Annotated in this window: 19 protein-coding genes; 15 read left to right on the top strand and 4 right to left on the bottom strand. The window is 60.6% G+C overall.

Features of this window, described 5'->3' with window-relative positions; genetic code table 11:
• Positions 1-44: 44 nt before the first annotated feature.
• The 8 genes from J4E63_RS23845 (at position 45) to gntB (ending at position 9,593) form a co-directional block, all read left to right on the top strand.
• Positions 45-1,571: a CoA-acylating methylmalonate-semialdehyde dehydrogenase gene (locus tag J4E63_RS23845; RefSeq protein ID WP_207283532.1), complete on the top strand. Its 1,527-nt coding sequence runs from the start codon at positions 45-47 to the stop codon at positions 1,569-1,571.
• Positions 1,572-1,581: 10 nt separating this feature from the next.
• Complete coding sequence (gene mmsB, locus J4E63_RS23850; protein WP_103308762.1) at positions 1,582-2,469, top strand: 3-hydroxyisobutyrate dehydrogenase; 888 nt, start codon at positions 1,582-1,584, stop codon at positions 2,467-2,469.
• Between the two features lie 274 nt (positions 2,470-2,743).
• Entirely contained in the window at positions 2,744-3,706 is a 963-nt protein-coding gene (locus J4E63_RS23855) for a proline dehydrogenase family protein (RefSeq protein WP_207283533.1), read from the top strand.
• 11 nt (positions 3,707-3,717) lie between these two features.
• Positions 3,718-4,779: a low specificity L-threonine aldolase gene (locus J4E63_RS23860; protein WP_207283534.1), complete on the top strand. Its 1,062-nt coding sequence runs from the start codon at positions 3,718-3,720 to the stop codon at positions 4,777-4,779.
• Entirely contained in the window at positions 4,776-6,080 is a 1,305-nt protein-coding gene (locus tag J4E63_RS23865) for a hypothetical protein (protein WP_207283535.1), read from the top strand. The genes J4E63_RS23860 and J4E63_RS23865 overlap by 4 nt, the downstream gene beginning before the upstream one ends.
• Before the next feature lie 23 nt (positions 6,081-6,103).
• The gene (locus tag J4E63_RS23870) at positions 6,104-7,285 is read left to right on the top strand and encodes an MFS transporter (RefSeq protein ID WP_371919215.1); all 1,182 of its coding nucleotides are present in this window, start codon (positions 6,104-6,106) and stop codon (positions 7,283-7,285) included.
• A gap of 3 nt (positions 7,286-7,288) precedes the next feature.
• Positions 7,289-8,404: an aminotransferase class V-fold PLP-dependent enzyme gene (locus J4E63_RS23875; RefSeq protein ID WP_259334257.1), complete on the top strand. Its 1,116-nt coding sequence runs from the start codon at positions 7,289-7,291 to the stop codon at positions 8,402-8,404.
• Between the two features lie 46 nt (positions 8,405-8,450).
• Complete coding sequence (gntB, locus tag J4E63_RS23880) at positions 8,451-9,593, top strand: guanitoxin biosynthesis L-arginine gamma (S) hydroxylase (protein ID WP_310650717.1); 1,143 nt, start codon at positions 8,451-8,453, stop codon at positions 9,591-9,593.
• Between the two features lie 66 nt (positions 9,594-9,659).
• Here the strand turns inward: gntB and J4E63_RS23885 are convergent, their stop codons facing one another.
• Both J4E63_RS23885 and J4E63_RS23890 read right to left on the bottom strand, forming a co-directional pair.
• A complete protein-coding gene (locus tag J4E63_RS23885) occupies positions 9,660-10,004 on the bottom strand; it encodes a cupin domain-containing protein (RefSeq protein WP_060739285.1) in 345 nt (114 codons plus the stop codon).
• Positions 10,005-10,101: 97 nt separating this feature from the next.
• Positions 10,102-10,983, bottom strand: coding sequence for a LysR substrate-binding domain-containing protein (locus J4E63_RS23890; RefSeq protein ID WP_207283537.1), 882 nt, complete (start codon positions 10,981-10,983; stop codon positions 10,102-10,104).
• A gap of 215 nt (positions 10,984-11,198) precedes the next feature.
• Here J4E63_RS23890 and J4E63_RS23895 point away from each other — a divergent pair, with 215 nt between their 5' ends.
• Positions 11,199-11,963 (top strand): sulfite exporter TauE/SafE family protein, encoded by a 765-nt coding sequence (locus tag J4E63_RS23895; protein WP_207283538.1) that lies wholly within the window; start codon positions 11,199-11,201, stop codon positions 11,961-11,963.
• On the opposite strand, the gene J4E63_RS23900 is transcribed toward J4E63_RS23895, so the two are convergent.
• Positions 11,953-12,267: a putative quinol monooxygenase gene (locus tag J4E63_RS23900; protein WP_060739282.1), complete on the bottom strand. Its 315-nt coding sequence runs from the start codon at positions 12,265-12,267 to the stop codon at positions 11,953-11,955. The two genes, J4E63_RS23895 and J4E63_RS23900, sit on opposite strands and share 11 nt — an antisense overlap.
• Before the next feature lie 201 nt (positions 12,268-12,468).
• On the opposite strand from J4E63_RS23900, the gene J4E63_RS23905 reads away from it, so the two are divergent.
• The 3 genes from J4E63_RS23905 (at position 12,469) to J4E63_RS23915 (ending at position 15,055) form a co-directional block, all read left to right on the top strand.
• Positions 12,469-13,059: an NAD(P)H-dependent oxidoreductase gene (locus J4E63_RS23905; protein WP_092328719.1), complete on the top strand. Its 591-nt coding sequence runs from the start codon at positions 12,469-12,471 to the stop codon at positions 13,057-13,059.
• Between the two features lie 88 nt (positions 13,060-13,147).
• Positions 13,148-14,059: a LysR family transcriptional regulator gene (locus J4E63_RS23910; protein WP_060739280.1), complete on the top strand. Its 912-nt coding sequence runs from the start codon at positions 13,148-13,150 to the stop codon at positions 14,057-14,059.
• A 102-nt stretch (positions 14,060-14,161) separates the two neighbouring features.
• Positions 14,162-15,055 carry an NAD-dependent epimerase/dehydratase family protein gene (locus J4E63_RS23915; RefSeq protein WP_207283539.1) on the top strand — a complete coding sequence of 298 codons (894 nt, stop codon included), beginning with the start codon at positions 14,162-14,164 and terminating at the stop codon, positions 15,053-15,055.
• A gap of 142 nt (positions 15,056-15,197) precedes the next feature.
• On the opposite strand, the gene J4E63_RS23920 is transcribed toward J4E63_RS23915, so the two are convergent.
• Positions 15,198-16,643: a SulP family inorganic anion transporter gene (locus tag J4E63_RS23920; protein WP_207283540.1), complete on the bottom strand. Its 1,446-nt coding sequence runs from the start codon at positions 16,641-16,643 to the stop codon at positions 15,198-15,200.
• Positions 16,644-16,977: 334 nt separating this feature from the next.
• Here J4E63_RS23920 and J4E63_RS23925 point away from each other — a divergent pair, with 334 nt between their 5' ends.
• From J4E63_RS23925 to J4E63_RS23935, 3 genes are read left to right on the top strand one after another with little or no spacing between them, the layout of a single operon-like run.
• Positions 16,978-18,327, top strand: a complete 1,350-nt coding sequence (locus J4E63_RS23925; protein ID WP_207283541.1) for a gluconate:H+ symporter — start codon at positions 16,978-16,980, stop codon at positions 18,325-18,327.
• Positions 18,328-18,353: 26 nt separating this feature from the next.
• The gene (locus tag J4E63_RS23930; RefSeq protein ID WP_072411014.1) at positions 18,354-19,214 is read left to right on the top strand and encodes a MurR/RpiR family transcriptional regulator; all 861 of its coding nucleotides are present in this window, start codon (positions 18,354-18,356) and stop codon (positions 19,212-19,214) included.
• 1 nt (position 19,215) lies between these two features.
• Positions 19,216-20,688: an amidohydrolase family protein gene (locus J4E63_RS23935; protein ID WP_207283542.1), complete on the top strand. Its 1,473-nt coding sequence runs from the start codon at positions 19,216-19,218 to the stop codon at positions 20,686-20,688.
• The last annotated feature ends 46 nt before the right edge of the window (positions 20,689-20,734 follow it).

Genomic DNA, 20,734 nt, shown 5'->3' on the forward strand with positions numbered 1-20,734 from the left:
TTGCTGAACCAGCGCTCTCTATAAGAACAATCCCGGAGGCCAGCATGAACGTTTCCCTTACGCCCAGCGACACCGCCCTGCAAACCGTCAGACTGCTGATCGATGGCGAGTGGGTTGAATCCCAGTCCAACGAATGGCATGACATCGTCAACCCGGCGACCCAACAGGTGTTGGCGAAGGTTCCATTCGCTACGGCGTCGGAAGTCGATGCCGCCATCGCCGCTGCCCAGCGTGCGTTCCAGACCTGGAAACTGACGCCCATCGGTGCGCGGATGCGCATCATGCTCAAGCTCCAGGCGTTGATCCGCGAACATTCCAAGCGCATCGCCGCGGTGCTCAGCGCCGAACAGGGCAAGACCATCGCTGACGCCGAGGGCGATATTTTCCGCGGCCTGGAAGTGGTCGAGCACGCCTGTTCCATCGGCACCCTGCAGATGGGTGAGTTTGCCGAGAACGTCGCCGGAGGCGTGGACACCTACACGCTGCGCCAACCGATCGGGGTGTGCGCGGGCATTACGCCGTTCAACTTCCCGGCGATGATTCCGCTGTGGATGTTCCCGATGGCCATCGCTTGCGGCAACACCTTCGTGCTCAAGCCGTCGGAACAGGATCCGTTGTCGACCATGCTGCTGGTGGAACTGGCCATCGAGGCCGGCGTACCGGCGGGTGTGCTCAACGTGGTGCACGGTGGCAAGGACGTGGTGGATGCGCTCTGCACCCACAAGGACATCAAGGCGGTTTCCTTCGTCGGTTCGACGGCGGTCGGCACCCACGTGTATGACCTGGCGGGTCGCCATGGCAAGCGCGTGCAGTCGATGATGGGGGCCAAGAACCACGCGGTGGTGTTGCCCGATGCCAATCGTGAACAGACCCTCAACGCCTTGGTCGGCGCCGGTTTCGGCGCGGCGGGCCAGCGTTGCATGGCCACCTCCGTGGTGGTGCTGGTGGGCGCGGCCAAACAATGGTTGCCGGAGCTCAAGGCCCTGGCGCAGAAGCTCAAGGTCAACGCCGGCAGTGAGCCGGGCACCGACGTTGGTCCGGTGATTTCCAAGCGGGCCAAGGCGCGGATTCTCGAGTTGATCGAGAGCGGCGTGAAGGAAGGCGCGAAGCTGGAACTCGATGGCCGTGGCATCAGCGTGCCAGGCTTCGAGCAGGGCAATTTTGTCGGCCCGACCTTGTTTTCCGGCGTGACCACCGAGATGCGCATCTACACCGAGGAAATCTTCGGCCCAGTGCTGGTGGTGCTGGAAGTCGACACCCTGGATCAGGCGATTGCCCTGGTCAACGCCAACCCATTCGGCAACGGCACCGGCCTGTTCACCCAGAGCGGCGCGGCGGCGCGCAAATTCCAGAGCGAAATCGACGTTGGCCAGGTGGGCATCAACATCCCGATCCCGGTGCCGGTGCCGTTCTTCAGCTTCACCGGTTCCCGTGGTTCGAAACTCGGCGACCTCGGCCCGTACGGCAAACAAGTGGTGCAGTTCTACACTCAGACCAAGACCGTGACCGCGCGCTGGTTCGATGATGACAGCGTCAATGACGGTGTGAACACCACCATCAATTTGCGTTAAGGAGCCGGACATGAACATCGCATTTATCGGCCTGGGCAACATGGGCGCCCCCATGGCGCGCAACCTGCTCAAGGCCGGCCATTCGCTGAACCTGTTCGACCTGAACCAGACGGTGCTGGCTGAACTGGCGGCACTGGGCGGTACCGTCAGCGCCTCGCCTCGCGACGCGGCCCAGGGCGCCGGGCTGGTGATCACCATGCTGCCGGCCGCCGCCCATGTGCGTAGCGTCTGGCTGGGTGAGGACGGTGTGCTGGCCGGTATCGCCGCTGGCACGCCGGCGGTGGATTGCAGCACCATCGATCCACAAACCGCTCGCGACGTGGCGGCCGCCGCTGCGAAACAAGGGGTGGCGATGGCCGATGCGCCCGTCTCGGGCGGCACCGGCGGTGCGGCGGCGGGTACGTTGACCTTCATGGTCGGCGCCACGGCTGAGTTGTTCGCCACCTTGCAACCGGTGTTGGCGCAAATGGGCCGTAACATCGTGCACTGTGGCGAAGTCGGCACCGGGCAGATCGCCAAGATCTGCAACAACCTGCTGCTGGGCATTTCCATGGTGGGCGTCAGCGAGGCCATGGCTCTGGGCGATGCCTTGGGGATCGACACCCAGGTGTTGGCCGGGATCATCAACAGCTCGACGGGGCGTTGCTGGAGTTCGGACACCTACAACCCGTGGCCGGGCGTGATCGAAACGGCGCCGGCGTCCCGTGGCTACACGGGTGGCTTTGGCGCCGACCTGATGCTCAAGGACCTTGGCCTGGCGACCGAAGCCGCGCGGCAGGCCCATCAGCCGGTGGTGCTGGGGGCGGTGGCGCAGCAGTTGTACCAGGCGATGAGCCAGCGAGGCGAGGGCGGCAAGGATTTTTCGGCGATTGTTAACAGCTATCGCAAGCCGCAATAAGCGTGCACTGGGCGGGGGAGCGCGCTTCCTCGCCACAGCGTCTCATGTTCAAGGCCGCCCCGCTGGCTGGGAAATAAGCTGACTGGGCGATATTTGCCGTGAAGCTGTAATAAACGATATTTACTATGACATTGTCTTGAGTGTTCTTAGTTTCATATATATGAAACGTTGCGGGTGATAACGAGTTGTTATAGTTATGGAGCCTTGACAGAAAAAAATCGTTGCACAATACTCGGCGCTCAGGACGAGCAATCATTATCAAGGAGCGATACCCATGCCTTCGCAGGATACGTGCGTACTTATATCTGCTGCCCTTAAAAAGTTGGCGCTCAATCAAGAATGTCGGGACGCCTTCAGCAAAGACTCGTTGTTCTTCAAATTATTCGAGCAAGCAGCCCACCGCTATATCGTCTCTTCCGATCGAGAAGAGCTCGCTGGAAAACTCCAATTACTCCACGACAAAGGCTATCGACTCGGCGTTGAGTATGTCGGCGAGGAGAACCATGATCCGCGCGTGGTGCAGGCCTTCGTCGATGAATACCTGAAGTCTATCCAGACGTTCGCCAAGGCCGGATTAACACCGCAATTGGGGTTTGATCTAAGTGCCGTGGGCATGCTCATTTCCCAGGAAACGGCCTATCGCAACGCCGCCACTATCCTGTCTGCTGCCGCAGAACATAATATTTCCGTGATGATTAGCATGGAGCATTCTTCGGCGGTCGATAAGATCCTCGAAGTGTATTCCCAGCTGGCGCCCGATCATTCCAATATTGGTCTAACAGTACAGGCGCACTTGCATAGAACGCTTGATGATTTACCCGCAATCATTGGATATGGTCGTAAGATTCGATTGGTTAAAGGTGTATATAACGAAACGCGTGAAATAGCCCTCCCCCGTGGCACAGAACTGGATGAGCGCTATTTGACGTTACTCGCCGAACTTCTCGAGGCCAACATCGCGGTCAGTTGCGCGACGCAGGACCCCAACCTGATCAAGCGCATTTTCGAGCAGGGTTACCACTCGCGGATCCAGGAACTGGAAATGCTCCACGGTGTGCAACCCGAGACGTTGCGTAAAGCCAAGGAGGCCGGGCTGGCCTGTCGTATCGCGGCGGTTTATGGCGACAGCTGGTACCTGCATTTTCTGCATCGACTCGCGGAGTCGCCTGAAAACGTCCTGGAGTCCCTCGCTGACTTCTACGATCCCTCTCGCATCGTCTTTGGCGCAGGTTACTAACGGAGCAATTTATGTTTATCGATCTGAGAAGCGACACGGTAACCAAGCCAACGGAAGGCATGCGCAAGGCGATTTATCAGGCTGAAGTGGGTGATGACTGCTTCGGTGAAGACCCGACGGTGCGTGCACTGGAGGAGTACTGCGCCAATTACTTCCAGAAGGAAGCGGCGCTGTTCACCTCGGGCGGCACCTTGAGCAACCAGTTGGCGATCAAGGCACTGACGAACCCGGGCGACGAGATATTCCTCGACGCTTCGTACCACATCAATTTCTATGAGTCGGCCTCGACGTCGGCTTTTTCAGGGGTCAACTTTTCGCTGTCCAACCACGACAACGGCCTGTTCGACGTCGCTGACCTGGAAAAACTCCACGCCTCCAAATGCCGCTGGAGTCAGAACTATGCCTTGCCGCGGGTGGTGGTGATCGAAAACACCCTCGGCTGCAAAGGCGGGGACATCTTTCCACTGCAACAAATGAACGATGTCTTTGCTTACGCCAAGGATATCGGTGCCTATCGTTATCTCGATGGCGCACGCATTCTCCATGCGTCGATTGCCTCCGGCATCGATGTGACTTCATACACCGACAACGCTGATCTGCTGTCCATGTGCCTGTCGAAGGGATTGGGGGCGCCGATCGGTTCGATCATGGTGGGTTCGCAAGAACTGATACTGCGTGCCAAAAAGTATCGCAAATGGTTCGGTGGTGATTTGCACCAGGCCGGCATGATGGCGGCGGCCGGGCTTTATGCGATGCAAAACCACGTCGAGCGGTTGGCCGACGACCATGAGCACGCGGCGTTGCTGCACCAGTTGCTCAATGACATCGACGAGGCGCCTGCGCGCTACAAGGGCACGAACATGGTCACCCTGGACATTGCCGCGCTGGGTATCGCGCCGGTGCAGTTCGCCGCTCTTCTGCGTCAGAAAGGGGTGGGGGGCTTGCCTTATAACGCCAGGGAAATGCGCTTCATGCCGCATCTCAACATCAGCCGCGACGATATTCATAAAGCCGCCGGGATTATCAAGGCTACCGTCCGCGAACTCAGCCGTGCCCCGGAGACGATCAAGTGATCTATAAGAAAAACATTGTGCTGATCGTGGATGCCTATTCGATCGGCAGCCTCATCGCGCCCGCCTTTATTTCCCGTGGATTCGAATGCGTACACGTGCGTTCCACCGCCAATGTCAACGCCTTCTACAAGTCCTGGCTCCGTCAGGCCGACTTTATCCAGGACGTTCTCTACCACTCTGACGCCGAGCTGCAGCAGGCATTGTCCGATTACTCGGTGCAGTTCGTGCTGGCCGGCTGCGAGTTTGGCGTTGAGCTGGCTGCGCATCTGGCGGGCTTGTTCGATGTCCCTCGCCACAATGATCCGGCGCACGCTGTTCGCTGGCGCGACAAGTTCGAAATGCATGAAGCCTTGCAGCGGGCGGGCGTGCGCTCGATCAAGCATTTCAAGTCGGATTCGCTGGCAGCGATTCTGGAGTGGGTAAAAGAACAACGCATCCTGCCGGTGGTGTTGAAGCCGATCAAAAGTGCCGGATCCGACAATATTCATATCTGTACGCAGGAAAGCGAAGTCGAACAGGCCTTCGAGGTCATCAAGTCGAGCCAGAACCTGTTCCTTGAAAGCAACGAGGAAATCCTGGTCCAGCAGTATCTGGACAATTCGGATTTCAACTCGGAGTTGTCGGCGAGCAAATCCACGGACGTGGACATCGAATACTGCGTCAATACCGTGAGTGTCGACGGCCAGCACTATGTCAGCGAAATCATCCGGGTGTACCGCACTCGGATTGGCGATTCGCCCGTGCACGACTACAACCAGCTGATGTGCCCGGTGGACAATGCCGACGTCTACCGTCGCCTGTCGCAATACATTTTTTCCGTGCTCGATGCACTGGGTATCCAGCAGGGTGTCGGTCACAGCGAACTGATGATTGTCGACGACGAACCGGTGTTGCTTGAAACCGCGGCACGCATGCCGGGCGGTATCGACCTGTCGGCCTATACCCGGGCCTTGGGGCATAACCAGTTGAGCCTGTGGATCGATTCGTTGATCAACCCCCAGGCCTTTCTCGATTACCGGCAACGCCCGAGAAACAAGCTTTATTTCCATTCCAGCTGCGTGTTCCTGATCGCTCGACAGGCCGGGCCAATCAAGCGCGCGCCAGACCTCGCCCGGTGGAAAGCGATCCCGGGCGTACACAGCATCAAGATTCAGGACGAAGGGGCGCTCAAGGAAACCGTTTCCCTGGAGAACTGCCCGGGCCACGTGTTCATTCTCGACCGTGACCGTGCAGCCATTCAGAAGAGCATCGAGTTGCTGCGCGAGGACGAACCCGGCGTGTACAGGGAAATGTTGTCATGAAAGACGTGTCGGGAGAGCTGGCGGTGCAGGGTGGATTCAAGGTGTATACCCGGCCCGTGGTTCTGCTGCTGTCGGCGACGTTCATCCTGACCGTTGCCCGGGCGCTGGCCTTGCCTTATCTGGTGGTTTATTTCTCCCAGGCCTTTGGCCTGGGGGTCACCGATATCGGTCTTGTGGTGGGCGGCGCGTTGATCGTCAGCTCCATCCTGGGTGTCTACGGCGGTTTTCTGGTGGACCGGTTTTCCAACTACCGGATCCTGCTCGGTGCCGCCACGCTGTTTGCCCTGGCGTTTGCCGTGGCTTATCAGGTGGCCAGCCTGGTGCCGTTCATCATCGCTATCGTGGTGGTCAACCTCGCCTATGCGGTGATCGACATCGCGGTGAAATCAGGCATAGGTTTCCTGGTGACGGTGGACAAGCGGGCGAGCGTGTTTTCCATGAAGTACACGCTGACCAACGTCGGTTATGCCATCGGCCCTTTCCTGGGTGTGCTGTGCGCGAAAATCAGTCCCGGCCTGCCGTTTGCGGTTTCGGCCTTGATCGGGGTGGCTTTTGTCGTGTTGTACAGCGGGATGGGGGCACGGCTTCCTCGTGGAGAAGGCGTAGAGCGGCCAAATCATGATTTTGCCCGCGTGCTGGTCCATTTGGTGCGTAACTACAAGCTGGTGTGTTTTACGATCGGAGGCGTTCTCAGTGCTGTCGTGTTCGGTCAGTTCACGGCCTATTTGTCGCAATACCTGATCGTGACCAGCACGCCGGAGAACACCTACAAGATCATCAACTATCTGGTCACCACCAATGCTTGTGTGGTGATTGGTTTGCAATACCTGGTCGGCTCCAGGATCAACCAGAACAATTTGTTCCGGATGTTGATGCTGGGCATGTTGTTTTTCGTGGTTGGCCTGATGGGGTTTTGTTACGCACAGACTCCGCTGGCCTGGGTATTGGCCATGATCGTTTTTACCGTGGGTGAAATCATCATTATCCCGGTGGAATACCTGTTCATCGATTACATCGCCCCGGAGGATATGCGCGGCGTGTACTACGGTGCGCAAAACCTGTCCAACCTGGGGGCCGCGCTGGGGCCGGTGCTATGCGGTGTTGCCCTGTCGCTCTTTGCACCTTGGGCGGTGTTCTACCTGTTATCCATGTGCGTGGTCGTGGCCAGTCTGTTTTATTTCCTGGGTTCAAGGCGTGAGAGGTGATTGATGATTCACTTCAATACGGCGGGTTCGGGGCTGATGTCTGCCGAGACGCTGAAGCTGATGCAACGTTATCTGCAGGACGAGTTTGAGTCGGGGGCTTATGAAACCGAATTGAATTACGCCTCTGTGCTGGACGTTGAGGTCTATGAAAACATTGCCCGGCTGCTGGGCACCGATGCGCGTAACGTGGCGCTTTTCGATGGGGCGACCAAGGCTTGGGTGACCGCACTGGAGGCATTGACCTGGTCTGAAGGCGCACGTGTTCTGGTCACACCCTACGAATACGCGGGCAACCTGATCGCACTTGCAACATTGCAGCGCCTGCATGGGGTAGTGGTTGAAGTGATGCCGCTGCTGGCCGATGGCAACCTCGACCTGCAATGGCTGGCCCGGCACATGAGCGCCGAGGTCAAGTTGGTCTCGATCGTCCATGTCCCTTCTTGCTGTGGCATCGTGAATGACATCGAGGCGGTGGGGAACATCCTGCGCGACTACTCGGCCTGGTACTTTGTCGATGCCTGTCAATCGGCGGGCATGCTGGCGCTGGACGTGGGCGCCGCCGGCTGCGATGTGTTGACGGCTGCCGGCAGAAAGTTCCTGTGTGGGCCAAGGGGAACAGGGTTTGCCTACCTGTCCGAGCGTTTCCTGGCCACCGCGCAGCCTCGTTTCACTGACCTGGGCCGGGCCACGGTCGATGTCAGCGGCGTCGTCACGCGAGGGGTGGGAGATGCCCGCTGTTTTGAATATGCCGAGCGTAACAACGCGGCCGTAGTGGGTTTGAACCAGGCGATCAAAGAGCGCCTGTCGAGCGCCTACGGGGCGGAGTCCGAGCTCTATCGAGTGCTGTTCCGGCGTCTGGCAGAGACCCCCGGTGTCAACTTGATTGCTCCGGGCACTCACCATCAGGGCATCATCGCGTTCACCCATGAGCGTCGTTCGGCGACAGAACTCGTCAGTTATCTGCGGGCCCGAGGTATCAACGCTTGGCCGGGATATGCATCGCATACGCCGTACTTCATGTTGGCGCAGGGGCATGAGCGTTTTGTGCGCGTTTCCATCAATGGGAGGAACAACGCTCAAGACGTGGATGAGTTCATCGCGGTACTGACCGAGTTGTAAATGATCAATGAGGCAATCAATAGCCTGTAAATAAAAAGTCTATATCGTGCAGTTTGTCGCAATGGAATGTGCGTCGTGTGCCTGGCAGGTGACCGTCTGCGGCAGTGGTACTGCATTAATTGTTTTGTCCGGGGAAGTAATCAAGGTTGCGCAGGCGTTTCGCGCCTGTATTCATCACTTCGAGTTACGAAAGGGAATTCCGATGAACGATGTGAACAGGTTTAATCCTTCTGCTGCACTCAGGCTGCGTCTGCGGCCTTTGTACAAAAAAGACAATTGGCACTGGCTGGTTGCCCTGGGTGCGGATCTTCTGATCATTGTCTCGGCGATATTTCTAGCCAATCGCTATAACGCGCTTTATCCGCTGGCATTGTTATTCATTGGCTCTCGGCAGCGGGCACTTGCCTCGCTTTTGCACGAAGCGGCGCATATGACGTTGGCTCAAAGCAAGGCGCTTAACAAATGGGTCGGTGAGTATTTGTTGGCCTACCCCATCTTCCAGGACTATGAAGCCTATCGTCGATCCCATGTGCAGATGCACCACCACCATCTGGGCGACAAGCTGAAGGATCCCGATCATCGTTTCTACATCGAGTCGGGTTTGTACGAGGCTCAGGACCGTCTGGACTTCCTGTTCCGTCATTTGTTCAGGAGCGTGACACTGGTCAACACCTACAAGTACTTCCTTTATCTGGTCAAGAACCGGGCGGGGGACATCCTGGCCAATCCATTACAGGGCTTGAAGCTTCTGGCGGTTCATGGCGCCATGTTGTTGCTCTTCAATTACTTTGTCGGCCCGTGGGCTTATGTCCTGTTCTGGTTGGTTCCTTACTTCACGGTATTCCAGGTGATTGGCTGGCTCTCCGAGATTTCCGAGCACTTCGGCATGTTCGGCGTGTACAAGGATGAGGTGCAGTTGACGCGCAATCGTTTCCCCACGCCGGTCGAGCGATTGTTTATTGGCATGCATGGCGATAACTATCATCTGACGCACCACCTGTTTGCCGGCGTGCCGTTCTGGAACCTGAAGCAGGCGCACCAGATATTGATGGAGGATGAAAGTTATGCAGCGGCCAATCGGGGTTGTGGCGGTATTTTCACTGCGAAAGGGGAGGCCCGATCGAGCCTGCATCAGATATTCGAGGCGTATCGCAGCGGTAAAATCAGCACCGTCGACGTGACGGCATAGCGGGGGGCATGCTGCGCTGTGCTCCAGGCGCGCCTTTGAGCACAGCGTATCGGTCAAACGTGTTCGTCAGGCGAAGACGAAATATTTGCGTACGGTCTCGACCACTTCCCACGTGCCTTTCATGCCTGGCTCGATGACGAAGATGTCACCGGCGCGCAGATGGATCGGCTCCAGGCCCTCTGGGGTGATGATGCAGTAGCCTTCCTGGAAATGGCAGTACTCCCACTTCACGTATTCCACATACCATTTGCCGGGTGTGCAGATCCAGGTGCCCATGATCTTGCTGCCGTCTTCGCTGGTGTAGGCGTTGAGGTTGACGGTGTGCGGGTCGCCTTCGAGTTTTTCCCATTTGCAGGCATCGAGTACGGGCAGCGGATGGGTGTCGCGCAGGACGGTGATGGGGGCGGTCATGTGAACTCCGAAAGGGGCGGAAGAGAACAGGCACCCTAACGCGTGGCCTGGGCGGATAGATGCCTGTGGTCGACATCGAGCTATCCAGAAGCGCGCATCAATCGGCCAGATGTCGAGCCAGGGCCGTGGCGTAGGCCGGCAAACCGTCGAAGTTGCGGGCGCACAGCAGCAGCGCCCGGTGGGTCCAGGCCTCTTGCAGCGGGACGCAGTGATATGAAGGCTCGGGCGGGCGCCGGTCGATGGCCGCCTTCGGCACGATGGCAATGCCTGCACCATGGCCCACCATGCGAATCATGCCGTCGAAACCATCGGCGCGAATGCGGATTTGCATGCGCGAGCCGATGTGCAGGGCCTGTTCTTCCAGGTGAATCGCCAGGGCACTGGAGGCGTTCAGGCCGACATAGTCGTGGCTGAGGGTCTCGCTGAAACGCACGGCTCGACCGTCAGCCAGTGGGTGCCCGGTCGGTAGGATCAAGACCAGTGGATCGTCGCGAAACGGCCAGGCCTGAAGGCCGTGGGTGTCCACCGCGTCGGAAACGATCCCCAGGTCCGCCGCGCCCTGGCGCAGCGCATGGGTGATCCGTGAGCTGGGTAATTCCTGCAGGTCGATGTCGAGGTTGGGATGGGCCTTGAGAAAACCGGCCAGCAGTTCGGGCAGGTACTCGGTCATGGCGCTGGTGTTGCACAACAATCGCACCCGGCCTTTGACGCCCTTGGCGTATTCGGCCAGGTCCTGTTGCAGGCGTTCGGCCTGTTGCAACAGGACTCGGGCGTGCTCGGCCAGGGCCCTGCCAGCCGGCGTTGGGGCTACGCCACGCCGTCCGCGCTCAAGCAGGTCGATGCCCAGGGAAGCTTCCATGGCCCGGACCCGCGCACTGGCTGCGGCCAGGGACAAATGGCTGCGGGCCGCACCGGCGGTGATGTTGCCGGTGTCGAGGATGTTCAGGTAGAGGCGCAGGTCGGTGAGGTCGAAGTGCATGGGCGGGTGATCCTGTGCCGGGTTTGGCTGGTGTTTGGTACGTCGCCATCGCGAGCAAGCTCGCTCCCACAGTTTGAAATGCAATCCCCTGTGGGAGCGAGCTTGCTCGCGATAGCGTCGGCAGCATCAGCGAATGAACAGCCTCTTGCCACAAGAGAGGCACCCTCAGTATATGGCAGATTTTCAAGCCAAGTCCCGGGGTGCACGATACGCCCATGAACACACTCATCGCTTTCTATCAAAATCTCGGTCTGGCCCTTTCCCTGCTGGTCATCGCCACCTTCCTGCTGGCCGGTACCATCAAGGGTGTGATCGGCCTGGGGCTGCCGACCATCTCCATGGGCTTGCTCGGGCTGGCTATGGCTCCGGCGCAGGCTGCGGCGTTGCTTATTATCCCGGCGACCCTGACCAATCTCTGGCAACTGGCGTTTGGCGGGCATCTGCAAGCCCTGATCCGGCGCCTGTGGCCGCTGTTGCTGGCGATTTTCATGGGCACCGGGCTCGGTACGCTGTGGATCGGTATGACGGGCGGGACTTGGGTGGTGCGGGCCTTGGGCGGGGCGTTGTTGCTGTATGCGTTGAGCGGGCTGTTGCTGCCGACGCTGCGGGTCGGTCCCGATGCTGAATCGTGGATCGCTCCGCTTTGTGGGCTGCTGACCGGCCTCATCACCTCCGCCACCGGTGTGTTCGTCATTCCGGCGGTGCCCTATCTGCAAGCGCTGGGCTTGAGCAAGGATGAATTGGTGCAAGCCCTGGGCCTGTCATTCACCGTTTCTACTCTGGCCCTGGCCGCCGGCCTGTTGTGGCGCGGCGAACTGGGCGGCGGCGAATTGAGCGCTTCGTTACTGGCGCTGGCACCGGCGCTGCTGGGGATGTGGCTGGGGCAATGGTTGCGCCAGCGGATCAGCGCCGTGTTGTTCAAACGGGCATTTTTCATCGGCCTCGGCGTGCTCGGCGGCCATTTGCTGATCAGCGGCTAGCCGAGGATGGGCTGAGCATGTCGACGCGGCGGATGTCGAAGTCGCGCTCCAGATAGTCCATGCGTTGCTCGAAGAATTGCCGCATGTGCGGCAGGTTCGAATGCACCTCCAGGTGCGCCTGGGAGGCCCAGATCTCATAGAAAATAAACAGCGTTGGATCCTGCTGGTCCCGCAGCATGTGGTATTCGATGCAACCAGGCTCGGCACGGCTTGGCTCGACGTAGGCGCGAAACAGCGCTTCGAAGGCTTCGGCTTTTTCCGGGCGGGTCTTGGCATGCAGGATGAAACCGTGCAGTTCGCTCATCGAGATGGCTCCTGAAATAAAAGAGGTGTCGGAGCTTACGGCAACAATCGGCCTTCAATTATTGCGTATAGGTCAAATCAGTTTTGCCGTTGTGGTGCTTATTCCGCGCGAAGCTCGTCGGTACCCTGCCGCCATCGTTTTCAACCTTTCCATGCCGCGGCCCTCCAACGGCCCACGCCGTGGAACCCGATGAGGCTCCCCATGAAAAAAGTCCTGTTGCTCAACGGCGGCAAACAATTCGCCCACTCCGACGGTCGCTACAACGCCACCCTCCACGATACGGCGCTCAGCGTGTTGGACCGTGGCGGTTTCGATGTGAAAACCACCTTTATCGACGGCGGCTACGACGTCCAGGAGGAAGTCGCCAAGTTCCTCTGGGCCGACGTGATCATTTACCAGATGCCAGGCTGGTGGATGGGCGCACCGTGGACCGTGAAGAAATACATCGATGAAGTCTTCACCGAAGGCCACGGCAGCCTCTATGCCAGCGACGGTCGGACCCGTTCCGATGCCTCGCAGAAATATGGCAGCGGCGGCCTGATCCAAGGCAAGCAGTACATGTTGTCCCTGACCTGGAACGCCCCGCAGCAAGCCTTCGACGACCCGACCGACTTCTTCGAAGCCAAGGGCGTGGACGCGGTGTACTTCCCGTTCCACAAGGCCAATCAGTTCCTTGGCATGACCGGCCTGCCGACCTTCCTGTGCGTGGACGTGATGAAGCGCCCGAACATCGAAGAAGATGTGGCGCGGTATGAGCGGCATTTGATCGAGGTGTTCGGCCTTTCGCGGTAATCCGGCTACTATCGGGACCTACCTGAAGGCAATGATGCATCTGTGGCAAGCCCTGCCACATTGAGTTGCATGTCATGAGAGGACACCCGTGAAAGCCAGATCCGACGAGTTGCAGATTTTCGTCTGCGTGATCGAGTGCGGATCGATCTCCGCCGCCGCCGAACAGGTCGGGCAGACGCCATCGGCGGTCAGCCGTACGCTGTCGCGGCTGGAGGCCAAGCTCGACACCACGCTGATCAACCGCACCACGCGGCGCATGGACCTGACCGAGGAAGGCAAGTATTTCTTCGAACAAGCCAAAGGCATCCTCGACCAGATGGATGAACTGGAAGAGCGCCTGTCGTCCCGCCAGAAAAATCCCGCGGGACGCTTGCGGATCAATGCGGCCTCGCCGTTCATGCTGCACGCCATCGTCCCGCACATTGAAGAGTTCCGCAGGCTTTACCCGGATATCCAGCTCGAACTCAACAGCAACGACCTGATCATCGACCTGCTGGAGCAAAGCACCGACATCGCCATCCGCATCGGCACCCTCACCGATTCGACGCTCCACGCCCGCGCCCTGGGCTGCAGCCCGTTGCACATCCTCGCCAGCCCGGCCTATTTGAAGCGGCACGGCACACCCACCAGCGTCGCCGAACTGGCGGAGCATGCGTTGCTGGGTTTTGCCCAGAACGAGGGGCTCAATCAATGGCCGCTGCGCCACCCGCACGGTGATCGCTGGCCGATCCAGCCCGCCATCAGCGCGTCCAGCGGCGAGACCGTGCGGCACCTGGCGTTGCAAGGGCAGGGCATCGCCTGCCTGTCAGACTTCATGACCCGCGAAGACATCCAGGCCGGTCGGCTGAAGGTGCTGCTGGCCGATGCCAACAGCGGATACCGCCAGCCGATCAATGCGGTGTACTACCGCAACTCGCAATTGGCCCTGCGGATCCAGTGCTTCCTGGACTTCATCCAGGGCAAGCTCGCCGACTACGCCGCGCGGGACTTCAAGGGCTGATTCGTGACTTCAAGGCAAGAGTGATTTGGGCAATGTGGACTGTTTCGGCAAGGACCAGTCCTCGATACTCGTCCCATCACTCAGGTTGCCAAGGAGTTATCCATGAACGTATTCATCACCGGCGCTTCCGGTTTTATCGGCGGTTCCATCGCCACCGGCCTGGTACGCGCCGGGCATCAGGTTCGCGGTCTGGTGCGCAGTGCCGAACAGGCGAGCGAACTCACTGCGCTGGGCATCGAGCCGGTCATTGGCACCCTCGAGGACAGCGCGCTGCTCACCGAACAGGCCCGTGCCGCCGACGCCGTGATCAACGCCGCCAGCAGCGATCATCGGGGTGCGGTCGAAGCCCTGATCAAGGGGCTCGAAGGCTCGAACAAAGTGCTGCTGCACACCAGCGGTTCGAGCATTGTCGGTGATGCTAGCGGTGGTCGTCACAGCGATGACATCTACCGGGAAGGCCATCTGCCGCCACCCACTGTCGACAAAGCGGCCCGTGTCGCCATCGACAATCTTGTCCTGGACGCCGCCCAGCAAGGCGTGAACTCGGCGGTGATCTGCAACACCTTGATCTACGGCCACAGCCTGGGGGTCAAGCGTGACAGTGTGCAGTTGCCACGGCTGCTCAAGCAGGCGCGTAAGAGTGGGGTGGTGCGGCATGTGGGACCGGGGCAGAACATCTGGTCCAACGTGCACATCGAAGACGTGGTCGAGCTGTACAAACTGGCCCTGACCCGTAACGTACCCGGCACGTTCTATTTCGTTGAAAGCGGCGAGGCCTCGTTCATCGACATGACCACAGCCATGGCCCGAGCGCTGAAGCTGGGCGAGCCGCAAGATTGGCCGCTGGCCGAAGCCGAGGCCGAATGGGGCTACGAAATGGCCAACTATGGCCTGGGTTCCAACAGCCGTGTGCGAGGCACGAACGCCCGTGAACTGCTGGGCTGGACGCCGAAGCGGACGTCGGTGGTGGAGTGGATTCTTGATGAGATGGTGTGAGTGACATCGGTAGTGCCAGCAGAGTAAGCACCTTGTGGGAGCGAGCTTGCTCGCGATGGCGCCGGGTCAGTCAGTACTGAAGTTGGCTGACCCACCGCTATCGCGAGCAAGCTCGCTCCCACAGGTTTTGTTGGGTGTTGCTTCAGTCGTGCTGCACGCCCGCACGCTTGAGCATTTGTTTGCAACGCTCGGACAGGTGAAACACCCGCAGGTGCTTGCCCGCTTTGCTGTAGCGCTCGCGCAGGGTCTTGAGTGCGGCGACGGCCGAGTAGTCGACGAAGCGCAAGTGACGGCAATCGAGGGTCACCAGGGCCGGGTCGTTGGCCGGGTCGAACTGGTTGAGGAACGGCGTCGACGAGGCGAAGAACAGCGTGCCGTGCAAGCGATAAAGCTTGCTGCCGTCGGCTTCCTCGTGGGTGTCGGCGTACAGCTCCCGGGCTTGTTGCCAGGCGAAGTTGAGCGCCGCGATGACAATCCCGCAGAGCACGGCGACAGCCAGGTCGGTGAACACCGTGATCACCGTCACCGCGATGATGACCAGCACATCGTTGGCCGGCACTTTGTTGACCACCCGCAACGAGGCCCAGGCGAATGTCTGCTGGGACACCACGAACATCACGCCCACCAGTGCCGCCAGCGGGATGCGCTCGATCAGCGGCGACAGGAACAACACGAACAGCAACACCATCACCCCGGCCACCACGCCCGACAACCGTCCGCGTCCGCCCGAGCTGAGGTTGATCATCGTCTGGCCGATCATGGCGCAACCGCCCATGCCGCCGAGCAAGCCGGAGGCCATGTTGGCCGCGCCCAACGCCACGCACTCACGGTCCGGATAGCCGCGGCTCTCGGTGATGTCATCGGTCAGGTTCAAGGTCAGCAAGGTTTCCAGCAAACCGACCATCGCCATGATGACCGCATAGGGTGCGACGATTTGCAGGGTCTCCAGGTTCCAGGGAATGTCCGGCAGGGCAAAGGTCGGCAAGCCGCCGGCGATGTGGGCCATGTCGCCCAGCGTTCGGGTCGGCAGGCCGAGCAGGTCGACCGCCAGGCCAACACCGAGGATGGCCACCAGCGCCGGCGGCACACTGCGAGTCAGACGCGGCAGCAGGTAGACGATGGCCATGGTCAGCGCCACCAGGCCGGCCATCAGGTACAGCGGCGGGCCGCTCAGCCAGGCCTCGCCATTCTTGAAGTGTTCCAGCTGGGCCAGGGCAATGACGATCGCCAGGCCGTTGACGAAGCCGAGCATCACCGGGTGCGGCACCATGCGCACCAGCTTGCCCAGGCGCAACAACCCGAACGCCATCATGATCAGCCCGCCCAGCAGCACGGTCGCCAACAGGTACTGCACGCCGTGCTGCACCACCAGCGCGACGATCACCACGGCCATCGACCCCGCCGCCCCTGACACCATCCCGGGGCGACCGCCGAATAACGCGGTCAGCGTGCAGAGGATGAAGGCACCGTACAACCCCATCAGCGGGTTGAGGTGGGCCACCAGGGCGAAGGCGATGCACTCGGGGAGCAAGGCGAAAGAGGTGGTGAGGCCGGCGAGGGTGTCGGCGCGAAGACGGGCTGATTTCATGATTTACCTGACTGGGCGCCGGTGGAGCGTCGGCTGCCGGGGAGTGGTGCAAAAACAGGTGCGGATGGTACGGAATTGAGTGCGGGGCGGCCAGCCGTTGATTGATTGTGTTGATGAATCTGGGGCCGTTTCGCAGCCCAGCGGGAGCAAGCTCCCTCGCCACAAGGCAATGAAAGTCCGGCGCTGGATTTTCATAGCGGCTGCATCGCGATGTCCGTCAGCGACATTTCTTGCCTGTGGGCGAAAATTACTTTCAGTGGGTTTGAAGATTCATCGTCGAAATGATTTATGAGTTTCACAACACATCGACGTGACCCCATTCGAGGAGTAACGCATGGCACCTGCTTTCGGTTATTGGCTACTGGTCTACGCGGCCATCGCCATCATTGCGCTGATCGTTCTGATCGCCCGTTATCGGCTCAATCCGTTCATCGTGATTACCCTGGTCTCCATTGGCCTGGCGTTGCTGGCCGGGATGCCGCCGTCGGGTGTGGTGGGGGCGTACGAGGCAGGTGTCGGCAAGACGCTGGGGCACATTGCGCTGGTGGTGGCCTTGGGCACGATGCTTGGCAAGATGATGGCTGAGTCCGGTGGGGCGGAGCGGATGGCGCAGACGCTGATCGCACGCTTCGGCGAGCGTAACGCCCACTGGGCGATGGTGTGCATTGCCTTCCTGGTGGGCTTGCCGTTGTTCTTCGAAGTCGGCTTTGTGCTGCTGGTGCCCATCGCCTTCACCATCGCCCGGCGGGTGGGTGTGTCGATCCTGATGGTGGGGCTGCCGATGGTCGCCGGGTTATCGGTGGTCCATGCGCTGGTGCCGCCCCATCCGGCGGCGATGCTGGCGGTGCAGGCGTTCCAGGCCTCGGTGGGCCAGACCTTGCTGTACGCGATCCTGATCGGCATTCCCACCGCGATCATTGCCGGCCCGCTGTACGCCAAATTCATCGTGCCGCGCATCCAGCTACCGGCTGAGAACCCGCTGGAGCGACAATTCCTCGACCGTGAGCCGCGTGCCAGGCTGCCAGGTTTCGGCGTGACCCTGGGGACCATTCTGCTGCCGGTGATCCTGATGTTGATCGGCGGCTGGGCCAACCTGATCTCCACCCCGGGCAGCGGTTTCAACCAGTTCCTGCTGTTCATCGGCAACTCGGTGATCGCCTTGTTGCTGGCGACCGTTCTCAGCTTCTGGACCCTCGGCCTGGCCCAGGGCTTCAACCGCGAATCGATCCTCAAGTTCACCAACGAATGCCTGGCACCGACCGCCAGCATCACCTTGCTGGTGGGCGCCGGCGGTGGTTTGAACCGGATCCTGGTGGACGCCGGGGTCACGCAACAGATTGTCGGCCTGGCCCAGGAGTTCCAGTTATCGCCGCTGGTCATGGGTTGGTTGTTCGCCGCATTGATGCGGGTTGCCACCGGATCGGCCACGGTGGCGATGACCACGGCCTCGGGCATCGTCGCGCCCGTGGCGGTTGGCCTGGGTTATCCCCATCCCGAGCTGCTGGTGCTGGCGACTGGCGCCGGGTCGGTTATCTTTTCCCACGTCAACGACGGCGGTTTCTGGCTGATCAAGGAATACTTCAATATGACCGTCACGCAAACCTTCAAGACCTGGACGGTGCTCGAAACACTGATTTCCGTGGTCGCGTTCGCCTTGACCCTCGGGCTTTCGCGCTTGCTTTGAGCGTAACGCCCCCAACAGGAGCCGCCATGGACATCCTCTACCAGATCCGTTCCCGCCAGGATTCCTTCAGCGCCGGCGAAGGAAGAATCGCCCGGCTGATGCTCGAAGACGTCGGCTTCGCCGCCTCCGCCAGCCTCGATGAACTGGCCCAACGGGCGGAAGTCAGCAGCGCTACCCTGTCGCGCTTCGCCCGTACTGTCGGTTGCCGCGACCTGCGGGACTTGCGCCTGCAACTGGCCCAGGCCAGCGGTGTCGGCAGCCGTTTCCTCGACCCCGCCGGCGCGCCGGAGCAATCGGCGTTTTATGGACAGATCGTCGGCGATATCGAAGCGACTCTGCGCCAGCATCTGTCAGCATTCGAAGAGTCGCGGTTCGGCGATGCCGTGCGGATGATCGGCAAGGCACGGATGATTCATGCGTTCGGTCTCGGTGGCTGGTCGGCGCTGTGCGGCGAGGAGTTGCAGGTGCGGCTGGTGCGTTTCGGCTACCCGATTGCCGCCTGTCGCGACCCGGTGATGATGCGCATCACCGCCACTTCGCTGAGTGACCAGCATCTGGTCATCGCCTGTTCACTGACCGGTATCACGCCGGAGCTGTTGAGTGCCGTTGAATTGGCCCGCAGCTACGGCGCGGCGATCCTGGCCGTCACCCGCGCCGACTCGCCGCTGGCCCAACTGGCCGACTGCGTGCTGCCCCTACAAGGCGCCGAAACCTCGTTCATCTACAAACCCACGGCGGCGCGCTACGGCATGCTGCTGGCCATCGACGTGCTCGCCACCGAGCTGGCGCTGGCCCATCCCGAAGACAATCAAGAGCGCCTGCGGCGGGTCAAACTCGCCCTGGACGATTACCGCGGCGGCGACGATCACTTGCCGCTGGGAGACTGACATGCTGTACGACACGCTTATCCGCAATGCGCTGGTCATCGATGGCAGCGACAGCCCCGGTTACCACGCCGACGTCGGCATTCGCGCCGGGCGCATCGAACGCATCGGCGACCTGCGTGATGCTCGGGCCCTGGAAGACATCGACGCCGCCGGCCGCGTGCTGGCGCCGGGGTTCATCGATGTGCACACCCACGACGACACCGTGGTGATTCGCCAACCGCAGATGCTGCCCAAGCTCAGCCAGGGCGTGACCACGGTGATCGTCGGCAACTGCGGCATCAGCGCTTCGCCGGTGAGCCTGCGGGGCGATCCGCCGGACCCGATGAACCTGCTCGGCACGGCCCAGGCCTTCGCCTACCCATGCTTCGGGGATTATCGGGGGGCGGTAGAGGCGGCGAAGCCGGCGGTCAACGTGGCCGCGTTGGTCGGGCACACGGCGTTGCGCAGTAATCACATGGACGATTTGTTGCGCACTGCCTCGGTGGGAGAAATCGCTGCCATGCGTCGGCAATTGCGCGAAAGCCTGGAGGCCGGTGCACTGGGTTTGTCCACCGGCCTGGCCTATGCCAACGCATTTTCGGCGTCCACCGACGAAGTCATGCAATTGACCGAAGAGTTGAGTGCATTCGGCGCGGTCTACACCACCCACCTGCGCAGCGAATTCGAGCCGGTGCTCGAGGCCATGGACGAGGCGTTCCAGATCGGGCGTCATGCGCAGAGCCCGGTGATCATTTCCCACCTCAAGTGTGCCGGGGCCGGTAATTGGGGACGCAGCCCGCAGGTGCTCGCGGCGTTGGAGCACGCGGCGAAAACCCATCCGGTCGGTTGCGACTGCTATCCCTACGCGGCCAGCTCCTCGACCCTGGATCTCAAGCAAGTGACCGATACCCATCGCATCACCATCACCTGGTCGACACCGCACCCGTCAATGGGCGGGCGCGATCTGACCGACATCGCCCGCGAATGGGAGGTGTCGCTGTTGGAAGCGGCGCGGCGCCTGCAACCGGCCGGTGCGGTGTACTACGGCATGGACGAAGGCGACGTCCGCCGAATCCTCGCCCATCCGTTGTCCATGGTCGGCTCTGACGGATTGCCCGAAGACCCGTTTCCTCATCCGCGCTTGTGGGGCGCATTCCCACGAGTGCTGGGCCATTTCAGTCGTGACGTCGGGCTGTTTGCGTTGCACACAGCCGTGCACAAGATGACCGGTCTGTCGGCGGCGCGCTTCGGCTTGAAAGGCCGTGGTGAAATCCGTGAAGGCCATTGGGCGGACCTGGTGCTGTTCAACCCACACACCATTCGCGACGTGGCCGATTTCAACCAGCCGCAACGGGCTGCCGAAGGGATTGATGGCGTGTGGGTCAATGGTGTCTTGAGCTACCGCGATGGGCAGGCAAACGGGCGCCGGGAAGGGCGATTCCTGGCGCGGGAAGGCGACTTGCGCCGGGGGTTTGGTCCGGCGAATGGCGTGTAAGCGGCTGATATTGTGTAAATTGGCGTCACAATAATGGCACTGCGAC

The organism is Pseudomonas sp. FW300-N2F2, from assembly GCF_017351655.1.
GTDB lineage: Bacteria > Pseudomonadota > Gammaproteobacteria > Pseudomonadales > Pseudomonadaceae > Aquipseudomonas > Aquipseudomonas fluorescens_AA.